Origin of the sequence: Rhizobium sp. BK049 (assembly GCF_014193135.1) — a bacterium.
GTDB lineage: Bacteria > Pseudomonadota > Alphaproteobacteria > Rhizobiales > Rhizobiaceae > Rhizobium.
In genome coordinates this window covers 160,365-171,779 of the sequence record NZ_JACHYV010000011.1, presented here as the reverse complement: position 1 = coordinate 171,779, position 11,415 = coordinate 160,365, and the positions used below count along the sequence as shown (strand labels likewise).

The 11,415-nt window shown below is 62.1% G+C and carries 10 protein-coding genes; 7 read left to right on the top strand and 3 right to left on the bottom strand.

Features of this window, described 5'->3' with window-relative positions; all coding sequences use genetic code 11:
* The first annotated feature begins 429 nt into the window (after positions 1-429).
* Entirely contained in the window at positions 430-735 is a 306-nt protein-coding gene (locus tag FHT70_RS14210; RefSeq protein WP_097598975.1) for a WGR domain-containing protein, read from the top strand.
* Positions 736-816: 81 nt separating this feature from the next.
* Here FHT70_RS14210 and FHT70_RS14205 read toward each other — a convergent pair whose 3' ends face one another.
* From FHT70_RS14205 to FHT70_RS30590, 3 genes are all read right to left on the bottom strand, one after another.
* Complete coding sequence (locus FHT70_RS14205; protein WP_176536281.1) at positions 817-996, bottom strand: hypothetical protein; 180 nt, start codon at positions 994-996, stop codon at positions 817-819.
* Positions 997-1,332: 336 nt separating this feature from the next.
* Positions 1,333-1,656 (bottom strand): DUF736 family protein, encoded by a 324-nt coding sequence (locus FHT70_RS14200; RefSeq protein WP_097598976.1) that lies wholly within the window; start codon positions 1,654-1,656, stop codon positions 1,333-1,335.
* Positions 1,657-1,955: 299 nt separating this feature from the next.
* A complete protein-coding gene (locus FHT70_RS30590) occupies positions 1,956-2,090 on the bottom strand; it encodes a hypothetical protein (protein ID WP_259668353.1) in 135 nt (44 codons plus the stop codon).
* A gap of 543 nt (positions 2,091-2,633) precedes the next feature.
* Here FHT70_RS30590 and FHT70_RS14190 point away from each other — a divergent pair.
* From FHT70_RS14190 to FHT70_RS14165, 6 genes are all read left to right on the top strand, one after another.
* Entirely contained in the window at positions 2,634-3,977 is a 1,344-nt protein-coding gene (locus tag FHT70_RS14190) for an adenylate/guanylate cyclase domain-containing protein (RefSeq protein WP_183702226.1), read from the top strand.
* Positions 3,978-4,132: 155 nt separating this feature from the next.
* Entirely contained in the window at positions 4,133-6,022 is a 1,890-nt protein-coding gene (locus FHT70_RS14185; RefSeq protein WP_183702223.1) for an ABC transporter ATP-binding protein, read from the top strand.
* Positions 6,022-7,929, top strand: coding sequence for an ABC transporter substrate-binding protein (locus tag FHT70_RS14180; protein ID WP_183702220.1), 1,908 nt, complete (start codon positions 6,022-6,024; stop codon positions 7,927-7,929). The genes FHT70_RS14185 and FHT70_RS14180 overlap by 1 nt, the downstream gene beginning before the upstream one ends.
* 3 nt (positions 7,930-7,932) lie before the next feature.
* Complete coding sequence (locus tag FHT70_RS14175; RefSeq protein ID WP_183702217.1) at positions 7,933-8,931, top strand: ABC transporter permease; 999 nt, start codon at positions 7,933-7,935, stop codon at positions 8,929-8,931.
* Positions 8,931-10,103 carry an ABC transporter permease gene (locus tag FHT70_RS14170; protein ID WP_085780649.1) on the top strand — a complete coding sequence of 391 codons (1,173 nt, stop codon included), beginning with the start codon at positions 8,931-8,933 and terminating at the stop codon, positions 10,101-10,103. The genes FHT70_RS14175 and FHT70_RS14170 overlap by 1 nt, the downstream gene beginning before the upstream one ends.
* Before the next feature lie 97 nt (positions 10,104-10,200).
* A complete protein-coding gene (locus FHT70_RS14165) occupies positions 10,201-11,409 on the top strand; it encodes a glycosyltransferase family protein (RefSeq protein WP_183702214.1) in 1,209 nt (402 codons plus the stop codon).
* Positions 11,410-11,415: the final 6 nt, after the last annotated feature.

Sequence of the window (11,415 nt, the reverse complement as noted above, 5' to 3'; positions counted from 1 at the left end):
GCTGGAGAATGGCTTGAGCCGGGTGCGGAGTGATCCGCACGCCCGGTTCTTAGGGGGCGGCGGGGCAGCAATGCCCCGCTGCTACCCGACTTTGCTGGAGTAAAATAGGACGTCAGAGAGAAGAAGACCCGCGGACCCGAAGGGGCCGCGACCGTTTCCGGCGTGAGCCGGCAGGAAGTGTCGAGGATAGAACCCCAGCCTGCGACTGGTCAATTGGCTCACATCATCCCGCGAGAGGGGACGTGATCCGAGGCGAAGACCGTTTACGGACTTCGTGAGCGAAGCGAATAGCACCCGACCGGCCATCGGCCGGTTCGCCCAAATCCACGATCATCACCTTCGAAGATCATCACGAAAATGAATCGGAGTGGGCCGACCGATTCACAAGTGTCGTTGGACGCAAAAGCTGGAACAAGCGATTCTTCCGCCATGCTCGCTCAACCCTATCAGCTCTACATCGAACGAACGGACGCGACGAAAAATATGGCGCGCTTCTATGCGCTCGCGATCGAAGCAACGCTGTTCGGCACTCCCTGCCTGACGCGGCGATGGGGACGGATCGGAACGGCCGGACAAGCCATGGTGCATCACTTCGACAAGGAAGAGGATGCAGTCCGCATGTTCCTTGATCTTCTCCATACGAAACGGGCACGTGGCTATAGACCGAACACAAATGTCAGACGTGAACCCATGGTCTGGGCTGTCCGCGGAAACATTCCTGATCCTTGCCGATGATCATTGATGCGAAGCGCAGCTTCGGGTCGACGCGCCGGTCGACCCGGCGTACCGGCCCAGGCGACAAGGCAAACGCCGCGCTCAGAAGGGTGGCGCAGCATCGATGGTGCCCTCCTGCTCAGCGAGCGCTATCGTCAGTTTTTCGGCCTGAGCGATCTCCAGCTCCGCTTCGATCTGGCGACGCTCGGCCGGATCGGCGTTTCTGAGTTCGGCGCGCAGTTCTTCAATCTGAATTTCGAGTGCAATCGTCATCGTCGTCATCTCCTGAATGATGTGAAAGATGACGACCTGGGTCGTGAGGCTCGGGCCGGGTCAAGGATCGCGTCAGCGACCGGCGGAGCCGGCGAGCGGAGGAACCGATTTTCTGACGGTGCCCTTCAGGGCGCCAGCTGAAAATTGGAGGGGCCGCGAAGTCCTTGAGGCGGCACGACCCTCACGGCAGACTTGGATATCTGAGCAGACAGTCCTTGGTCTCGTGTGGCACGATAGGAGGAGTGAAAGCGGGCTCGATGCCCGCTTTCACTGCTGATGCCGCCCGTAACAAATCGCGAAACGGCGAAGGCGGCCCCGATCGCTCGGGGCCGCTCGAGTCGCTCTTCAGTTCGGGCTGTTCCAGAGGATGACCTTCTTGGCGGGATCACCGCCAGGAGCCTGGGCGACGTTGCCGAAGATCACGCCGATCTCAGGGGCCTCCAGCTTGACGGAGAGATATTCCTCGCCGGTCTGGCGGGCAATGCGGTTCCACGCCGCCCCGATTTCGAAGCCGGTCTTGCGGTGGATGATGCGGTAGTCGGGTGCGTCGTCGCTCGCCTTGCTGGCGTTGGGGACGATGGCGATCGGGGCGTTTACCCGGATGGTCGCAAAGATGCCTTCGAGGGTGCCGTCGGTCTTCTGCGTGAGCGTTGCGATCGTGGTGGCCATGGTTCTGTCTCCTTCGGTTGCTCGGGACCATTCCCGATGGCGCCCGAAGAAGGGGCCGAGCCGCAGGCGTCACCGGAGCGCCAGCGCAGGGGAACCCCTTGCGGGTTGACGTTAACGGCGGCCGGTCCCTTAGAAAGGCGACACAAGAGAACGGGAATGGTCCTGAACGGCGACCGAAGCCGGTGACAACCATCACGGCAGCCCAATTCTGCGCTGAGCAAGAGGGCGAGGATCAGTGGCGCGGTGCAAGACGGCGATAGAGATGCCGACGAGATCCCGGATCGGCAAGCTCGATCGGCTCAAGCAAAAGGGGAGAGTGTCCGGCGCCTCGAATCGAGCGTCGGCAGGTCGTCTTTCGCCAGCAGCGCGGCGAGCAGGGCGGTGTTGATCCACAGGCGGACCAGGTCGGCATCCCTTGGGCGAAGGTCTTCCAAGCGATCGGCGACTTCATGCGTTTGAAGCTCAGCTCGATCTGCCATCGCAGCCGATAGGCCGAGGCGAGCCGTTCGGCGGCCAGTCGTCGGCTGTGAGCGACGTCAGCAGCAACAGCCAGCCCGCCATCTCGATGCCAGCCTGGCTGGGCTGCTATTGTGCCTTGGCGGCCAACCGGCGCTCCCGTCCCCGGGCATTCTTGGCGGCCTCGGGCGGTATTTAGCCCCCTCCTCCGGGGGGTGTGGCCGAAATGTCCCGGCGGTCGTCTTTGCTGCAACTTCGGCGCACAAAAAATTCGGCTCCCATTGTTTCGCATTTGCAGCATCCCTATTTTGACTTTTGATAATGAACGGCTATGAAAGGACTGCCCGTCCGGTCCTCCGAGATGGGGAATTGAAGGACGCCGCTGCCGGGCTTTCGGCAGATCGTTGACAAATATTACCGCTCGTACATCCTGATTTCCTTGTGATCTGCGCATGAAAATGCGTCGGCCAGGGGATTTTTGGCTCTTGGGGATGGCGTGCCTTATGAGGATCATACCGAGAATGAGCACGATCGAATCCAGCGTGTCCTCCATCCTGTTGGACCGGGTCGCCGAATGGCTGACGCATTCCTCGCTGGCCGGCGACGACCTCGAAAACATCGTGCGCGGCTTCTGCGAACGACTTGCCGCCGCCGGCCTGCCGATCGCGCGCGTGCACCTGACCTTTTCGATGCTGCATCCGCTCTACGATGCGCTGAGCTTCACCTGGCGGCGCGCCAGCGGCGTCACCATCGAGGGCTTCCGAATGCCCGCCGGCCAGAAGCCGGACCGCTTCCTGCAGAGCCCCTATTATTACCTGCTCGACAACAACCTGCAGCACATCCGCCGGCGGCTGATGCAGGAAGGCCCGGCCGAATTCCCGATCTTCGAGGATCTGCGCAAGGACCGGATGACCGATTACCTCGCCTTCGTGCAGCCCTTCGGCGACGATTCGGTGCAGGGCATGATGGGCTCCTGGTCGACCGATCATCATAACGGTTTTACCGACGACATGATCGACGCGCTGCTCCGGATGCAGAACCATCTCGCGGTCGCGGCCAAGATGGCGGTGCTCGGCAAGCTCGCCAACAACATGCTGACCACCTATCTCGGCGGCGACGCCGGCAAGCGGGTGCTGAACGGCCAGATCCGCCGCGGCGACGGCGAAACGATCCGTGCGGCCCTCGTCATGGGCGACATGCGCGAATCCACCATGTATGCCGAAAAGGAAGGCAGGCAGGCCTATATCGATACGCTGAACCAGTTCTTCGACGCGATCGCCGCCCCCTTCAACCGCAATGGCGGCGAGATTCTGAGCTTCCTCGGTGACGGCTTTCTGGCCGTCTATCCCTGCGGGCGTCACAAGGACCCGTCGAAAATCGCCTGCGAGGCAGCGCTTTCCGCCGTCTACCAGGCGCAGGCGCGGGTGGCCGAGCTCAACCGCGACCGCGAGGAGAAGGGTCTGGCCAGGATCGGTTACGGCATCGGCCTGCATGTCGGCAACGTCATGTTCGGCAATGTCGGCCTCAAGGACCGGTTGACCTTCTCCGCCTTCGGATCGGCCGTCAACGAGGTGCAGCGTCTGCAGATCCTGACCAAGAAATATGGCCGCGAAGTCGTCGCCAGCCAAGCCTTCGCAGGCTATTGCGGCGGCGAATGGACGACGCTCGGCGAGGAGAAGCTGCGCGGCATCCGCCAGAAGGTCACGGTGCTGCAGCCACGTGCCCCGGCCCCGGAGATTCATGTCGACGAACATTTCCGAGAGGCCGTGCAGAACGGACTTTCCGAAGCCGAACAGGTCATTCTCCTGCACCGCGACGCCAAGAAACAGGTCAAGCGCACAAGTATGGAGAAGTTCATTCAGTAAAACGCCCGGTTGCGGCCGCTAGAACTGCCGGTTCTTCCGGGCAGAGATGGTGAAACGCGGCAATTTCCCCTTGATTGTCATCAGCTAGACACCCCGTTTGCGGTACGATAGTGTTGCCTTAACGGGAACATAGAAGACTGGGGAATTTCATTGGTATGGCGTCCGCTGCCGATCTGTTGCGTATTGAGAATCTCGACGTCTCCTTCTCGGTTTTCGGCGACCGCCTCCGTGTCGTAAAAGAAGCCAATCTCCGCATTCTTCCGGGCAAGGTCACCGCTCTCGTCGGTGAGTCCGGTTCCGGCAAATCGGTGATCAGCCAAGCCATCATGGGCATCCTGCCCAATCCGGCGAAAGCGTCGGGCAGCATCCTCTTTACCGATCCGCTCGACGGCAGCACGACAGATATCCTGTCGCTGCCGCGCGACAGCGAAGAGATGCGCGATCTGCGCGGCAAGCGCATGGCGACGATCTTTCAGGAGCCGATGACCTCGCTCTCGCCGCTGCACACCGTCGGCAACCAGATCAGCGAAGTGCTCCTGATCCATACCGACGTCGACAAGCAGGAGGCACGCCAAAGGACCGAGGAGATGCTCGGCCTCGTCGGCTTCTCCAATCCGCACCGCACCTACGACATGTATCCCTTCGAACTGTCGGGCGGCATGCGCCAGCGCGCGATGATCGCCATGGCGCTGATCTGCAAGCCTGCGCTGCTGATCGCCGACGAGCCGACGACGGCGCTTGACGTAACGATCCAGGCGCAGATCCTGGAATTGCTGCGCGATCTGCAGGCCAAGCTCGGCATGGCGATGCTGCTCATCACCCACGACCTCGGCATCGTCTCCAATATGGCCGACGAGGTGGTCGTCATTTATCACGGCGAGATCATGGAAGCCGGGCCGGTCGAGGCGATCTTCCGTAACCCGCAGCATCCCTATCTCAAGGCCCTGATGGCCGCCGTGCCGCATTTCGACATGAAGCCCGGCGAGCGGCTGAAGGCACTGCGCGACGTGCCGGTCAATCTCGAGACGCTGGTCGGCAAGAAAAAGCCGCAGCAGGCGGAAACCCCGGGCACGCTGCTTTCAGTCTCCAATCTTTCAAAGACTTACAAGACGCGCAAGCGCAGTTTTCTCGGCAAGCACGAGGCTACCGTGCTGCGCGCTGTGGACGATGTCAGCTTCGATATCCGCCGCGGCGAATGTCTTGGCCTGGTCGGCGAATCCGGCTGCGGCAAGACAACCGTCAGCAAGATCCTGATGCGCGCCATCACGCCGGACAGCGGCGCGGTGGTGTTCAACGATGGCAAGGACGTGATCGACCTGCTTTCCGTTCGCGGTGAGGCTCTCCAGGATATGCGCACAAAGATCCAGATGGTGTTCCAGGATCCGGTCTCCTCGCTTTCGCCGCGCATGACGGTGCGCAACATCCTCAGCGAACCGTTGGAGATCCACGACCGAGGTGACAGCGACGAGCGTAAGCGCAAGGTCGAAGGGCTGATGGCGGCGATCGGCCTCGACAAGCGCTATCTCAGCCGTTATCCGCACAGCTTCTCAGGCGGGCAGCGCCAGCGCATCGGCATTGCTCGGGCACTCGCACTCGGCCCGAAACTCGTCATCCTCGACGAGCCGGTGTCGGCGCTCGACGTCTCGGTGCAGGCGCAGATCCTCAACCTCCTGAAGGATCTGCAGAAGGAGCTGGGGCTCACTTATCTTTTCATCTCGCACAATCTCGCTGTCGTCGATTACATGGCTGACCGCATCGCGGTCATGTGCAAGGGCCGCATCGTCGAGATCGCTCCACGCGAAATCATCCTGCGCGATCCGGTGCATCCCTATACGAAATCGCTGCTTGCCGCCGTCCCCTTCCCTGATCTCGACCGGCCGCTCGACTTCAAGGCCCTTAGGGAAAACGGCGCCGCCGACAAGCAGAACTGGGGCGTAACCTTCACCGCCGAGCATGACGACGCTTCCGAGCTTGCCTATGCCGACCTCGGCGACGGCCATCTGGTGCGCGCCCGCAAGGGCGTCGATATCCGGGAGTTGCGCTGATGGTGACGCGTCGCACCTTTCTCGGCGGCCTCGTCGGTGCTGCGATCGCGCCGGCCGTGCTGCGGGCCGAGCCGGCCGGTGAGCCGGAATTCCTCAAGGAGCGGCTGGCATCAGGCAGCCTGCCGCCGATGGCCGAGCGCATTCCCGCCCGTCCGCGCATCGTCAACCTGAAGGAGATGGGGCTCGAACCCGGCGCCTATGGCGGCACGGTGCGCACGATCATCGGCAGCCAGCGCGATATTCGCTTCATGACGATCTACGGCTATGCCCGCCTGATCGGCTACGACAAGCACCTGCAGTTCCAGCCCGACATTCTGGCAGATTTCCGCTCCGAGGAAGACACGGTCTTCACCTTCACGCTGCGCGAGGGCCATAAATGGTCGGACGGGGCGCCGTTCACCGCCGATGATTTCCGCTACTGGTGGGAAGACGTCATCCTCAACGACAAGCTAACACCCGGCGGCGGTGCGCTCGAGCTTCGTCCACACGGCAGCCTGCCGCGCTTCGAGATGCTCGATCCACTGACGGTGCGTTATACCTGGGAAAAACCCAACCCGATGTTCCTGCCAACCCTGGCAGGCCCGCAACCCCTCGTCATCTTCGGGCCGGCGCATTACCTGAAGCAGTTCCACAAGAAGTATCAGCCCGACCAGGCGAAGATGGAACAGATGATGCAGGCCAACCGCGCCAAGAAATGGCAGGACCTGCACATCAAGATGGCGCGCTCCTACCGGCCCGAGAATCCGAACCTGCCGACGCTGGATCCCTGGCACAATACGACCGCACTGCCAGCCGAGCAGTTCGTCTTCGAGCGCAACCCGTTCTTCCATCGCGTCGACGAAAACGGCAGGCAGCTTCCCTATCTCGACCGTTTCGTCCTCAACGTCTCTTCCTCGTCGATCATCGCTGCCAAAGCGGGTGCGGGCGAGGCCGACCTGCAGGCGACCGGCATCGATTTCAACGACTACACCTTCCTGAAAGAGGCGGAGAAGCGCTTTCCGGTGAAGGTCAATCTCTGGAAGGTCGCGCGCGGCTCGCGCATCACGCTCTTGCCGAATCTCAACTGCGCCGACGAGGTGTGGCGCGGCCTTTTCCGCGACGTGCGGCTGCGCCGGGCGCTGTCGCTGGCGATCAACCGGCACGAGATCAACATGGTCGCCTTCTATGGCTTGGGCACGCCGAGCGCCGATACCGTGCTGCCCGACAGCCCGCTCTTCAAGCAGGAATATGCCGACGCCTTCGTGAAGTTCGATCCCGATGAGGCCAACCGCCTGCTCGACGAGCTTGGCCTAACCAAGCGCGGCGACGACGGTATCCGGCGGCTGCCGGACGGGCGGCGCGCCGAGATCACCGTCGAGACCGCCGGCGAAAGCAATCTCGATACCGACGTGCTGGAACTGGTGCACGATCACTGGGCCGATATCGGCCTTGCGCTTTATACCCGCACCTCGCAGCGCGACGTCTTCCGCAACCGCGCCATGAGCGGCACAATCATGATGTCGATCTGGTATGGTCTCGACAACGGCGTGCCGACGGCCGACATGTCGCCGTCCGGTCTTGCGCCGACGCTCGACGATCAGTTGCAATGGCCGCTCTGGGGCATGCATTATCTCTCCGCCGGCCAGGAAGGCGTCGCACCAGACCTGGCGGAAGCTGCAGAGCTGGTGGACCTGCTCGGCCAATGGGGCTCGACGGCGAAGTTCGAGGAGCGTCAGGCGATCTGGCACAAAATGCTGTCGCTCTATACGCAGCAGGTCTTCTCGATCGGCCTCATCAACAGCACGCTGCAGCCGATCCTTCGCGCCGCCAAGCTGCAGAACCTGCCGGAGAGAGCGCTCTACGGCTTCGATCCCACCTCCTATCTCGGCGTCTACATGCCGGATGTTTTCTGGTACAAGGAGGCCTGAGGCGTGCTCAGATATATTCTCTGGCGCATCGCCGCCATGGTGCCGACGCTCTTCGTCATTTCGGCGCTTGTCTTCACGATCATCGAGCTGCCGCCCGGCGACTTCTTCGAGAGCCAGATCGCCGAGCTGCGCGCCTCCGGGGAGACGGCCAACCTCCAGGAAATCGAGGAGATGCGCCAGCAATACGGCTTCGACAAGCCGGAGATCGTCCGCTACTTTTACTGGGTCGCCGGAATGCTGCACGGCGATTTCGGCTATTCCTTCGAATACCAACTGCCGGTCTCGGACGTCGTCGGCGAACGGCTGTGGCTGACGATCCTCGTCTCCTTCACGACGATCCTGCTCACCTGGCTGATCGCCTTTCCGATCGGCATCTATTCGGCGACGCATCAGTATAGCTGGGGCGATTACGGGCTGACCTTTCTCGGCCTGCTCGGCATCGCCGTTCCGAACTTCATGCTGGCTCTGATCCTGATGTATTTCGCCAATGTCTGGTTCGGGCTGTCGATCGGCCACCTGATGGACCAGCAATATCTCAACGCGCCGATGAGCTGGGAAAAGGCGAAGTCGATCCTTGCCCATCTCTGGATCCCCGTCGTCATCGTCGGCACGGCCGGCACGGCCGGCATGATCCGGCGGCTGCGCGCCAATCTTCTCGACGAGATGCAGAAGCAATATGTGACGACGGCCCGCGCCAAGGGCCTGCATCCGATGCGGGCCCTGGTCAAATATCCGCTGCGCATGGCGCTCAATTTCTTCATCGCCGACATCGGCTCGATTCTGCCGTCGATCATCTCGGGCGCCGAGATCGTCGCCATCGTCCTGTCGCTGGAGACGACCGGGCCGATGCTGATCAAGGCGCTGCAGAGCCAAGACATGTATCTGGCCGGCTCCTTCCTGATGTTCCTCGCTTTCCTCAACGTCATCGGCGTGCTGATCTCCGATATCGCCCTCGGCTTCCTCGATCCCCGCATCCGACTGCAAGGCAGGAGCACCAAATAATGTCGCCCCTTCCCGCACCCGGCGCGCCGCTGCCGCATTACGTCTCCACCGCGCCCTTCGATCCGCACGCGACCGAGAGCATGACGGCGGCGCAATCGCGCATCCATCTCGCCTCGCAGAAACAGCTGATGTGGTGGAAGTTCAAGCAGCACAGGCTTGCCTTGATCTCCGGCATCTTCCTTGCCGCCATCTACCTGATGATCCTGATCGTCGAGTTCCTGGCGCCCTACGGCCTGCACACGCGCAATGTCGATTTCATCCACGCGCCACCCCAGCGCGTCCATTTCTTCGACAAGGGCGAGTTCGTCGGTCCCTTCGTCTACGGCCGCAGCATGACGCTCGATCTCGACACACTGCACCGCGTCTATACCGACAGGCCGAACGACGTGCAGCCGATCCGCTTCTTCTGCCGCGGCGATTCCTATAAGTTCTGGGGCCTCGTCGCTTCGAACTATCATCTCGTCTGCCCGGCGATCGGCGGCCAAATGTTCCTGCTCGGCACCGACCGGCTCGGCCGCGACGTGCTATCGCGCATCCTCTACGGCGCCCGCATATCGCTGACGATCGGCCTGATCGGCATTTCGATCAGCTTCGTGCTCGGCATCGTCATCGGCGGGCTTGCCGGCTACTGGGGCGGCGTCTTCGACCTCATCGTCCAGCGCCTGATCGAGGTGCTGCAATCGCTGCCGAGCCTGCCGCTGTGGATGGCGCTCGCCGCCATCATGCCGGTGACCTGGAGTCCGATCGTCATTTATTTCGGCATCACCGTCATCCTCGGCATCATCGACTGGACCGGACTGGCGCGGGCCGTGCGCTCCAAGCTTCTCGCGCTGCGTGAGGAGGATTACGTACAGGCCGCGCAGCTGATGGGCGCCAGCACGCCGCGCATCATCGGCCGGCATCTGGTGCCGGGCTTCATGTCGCATCTCATCGCTTCGGCGACGATTTCGATCCCCGGCATGATCCTCGGCGAGACCGCGCTCTCCTTCCTCGGCCTCGGTCTTCGGCCGCCGATCACCAGCTGGGGCATTCTGCTGACCGAGGCAAAAAGCGTCAGCGTCATCGCCTTCTATCCTTGGCTGCTCTTTCCGATCATTCCTGTTGTTCTTGTCATTTTGGCGTTCAACTTTCTGGGAGACGGCTTGCGCGATGCGGCAGATCCCTACAAATAGCGGGAAGCTCGGCGGCGCCTTCCGGCACCGCGCCCGCCTCTTGGCCTCCGGACGGTGGGGGTACTAATTCATGTTGTTCACCCCGGAGGGAACACCCATGGCCAGACGTCTCGAAGATGCTCGCATCCTCATGTACAGCCACGACACGTTCGGCCTCGGCCACCTCAGGCGCTGTCGCACCATCGCCCATGCGCTGGTCGAAGACTATCGCGGCCTCAACATCCTGATCATTTCGGGGGCGACGATCGCCGGCGCCTTCGATTACCGCGCCCGCGTCGACTTCGTGAAGATCCCGAGCGTCATCAAGCTGCGCAACGGCGAATATACGTCGCTCGCCAGCCATATCGATCTCCACGAGACGCTGAAGATGCGCGAATCGAGCATCCGCCATACGGCCGAGACCTTCCAGCCGGATATCTTCATCGTCGACAAGGAGCCGATGGGATTGAAGGGCGAGGTCGAGGATACGCTTGCCTATCTCAAGGCCCGCGGCACCGTGCTGGTGCTGGGGCTGCGCGAGATCATGGACGCGCCGCATCTGCTGGAGGCCGAGTGGAAGAAAAACAGCATCATGCAGAAGATCGACCAATATTATGACAGCGTCTGGGTCTACGGCCCGCCTGACTTCTACGATCCGCTCGTTGGTCTCGACGTGCCGGCCAGCCTGCGCCGGAAAATGGATTTTGTCGGCTTCCTGCAGCGCAGCGTTTCCAAGGGCAAGAGCTCGATCAACGCCCGCAAGGACAATTACCTGCTCGTCACCACGGGCGGCGGCGGCGACGGCTCCGATCTCGTCCATGACGTCATGAACGCCTACGAGGCCGATCCGACGCTGACACAGAAAGCGCTCGTCGTGCTCGGGCCCTATATGCCGGCCGCCGAGCGCGCCAAGCTGGTGCAGAAGGGCGAAGCCATTCCCTATATAGAGGTGATCGAGTTCGACAATCATATGGAAGAGTTGATCGCCGGCGCCACCGGCGTCGTCGCCATGGGCGGCTACAACACCTATTGCGAGATCCTCTCCTTCGACAAGCCGGCCCTTATCGTGCCGCGCGTCAAGCCGCGCGAGGAACAGCTGCTGCGCGCAAAGCGGGCAAGTGAGCTAGGCCTCGTCGACATGCTGCTGCCGGAACAATCGGCCGATCCGGCCATCCTGGCCGCGGCGCTGAAGCGCCTGCCCTCCCGGCTGCCGCCGTCGAAAAGCGGCAGCAATATGCATCTCGAAGGGCTGGACCACATCTCGCAGACTGTCGGCCGATGGCTCGACGGCCGCGCCACCCACCTTGCCGTCGTCGGCGCAGAATAGGGCACA

Excerpts from the sequence above, each read along its gene's own strand:
- FHT70_RS14205 (WP_176536281.1), bottom strand. The coding sequence starts at position 996 with ATGACGACGATGACGATTGCACTCGAAATTCAGATTGAAGAACTGCGC.
- FHT70_RS14180 (WP_183702220.1), top strand. The coding sequence starts at position 6,022 with ATGGTGACGCGTCGCACCTTTCTCGGCGGCCTCGTCGGTGCTGCGATC.
- FHT70_RS14165 (WP_183702214.1), top strand. The coding sequence starts at position 10,201 with ATGGCCAGACGTCTCGAAGATGCTCGCATCCTCATGTACAGCCACGAC.
- FHT70_RS14185 (WP_183702223.1), top strand. The coding sequence starts at position 4,133 with ATGGCGTCCGCTGCCGATCTGTTGCGTATTGAGAATCTCGACGTCTCC.
- FHT70_RS14200 (WP_097598976.1), bottom strand. The coding sequence starts at position 1,656 with ATGGCCACCACGATCGCAACGCTCACGCAGAAGACCGACGGCACCCTC.
- FHT70_RS14210 (WP_097598975.1), top strand. The coding sequence starts at position 430 with ATGCTCGCTCAACCCTATCAGCTCTACATCGAACGAACGGACGCGACG.
- FHT70_RS14190 (WP_183702226.1), top strand. The coding sequence starts at position 2,634 with ATGAGCACGATCGAATCCAGCGTGTCCTCCATCCTGTTGGACCGGGTC.
- FHT70_RS14170 (WP_085780649.1), top strand. The coding sequence starts at position 8,931 with ATGTCGCCCCTTCCCGCACCCGGCGCGCCGCTGCCGCATTACGTCTCC.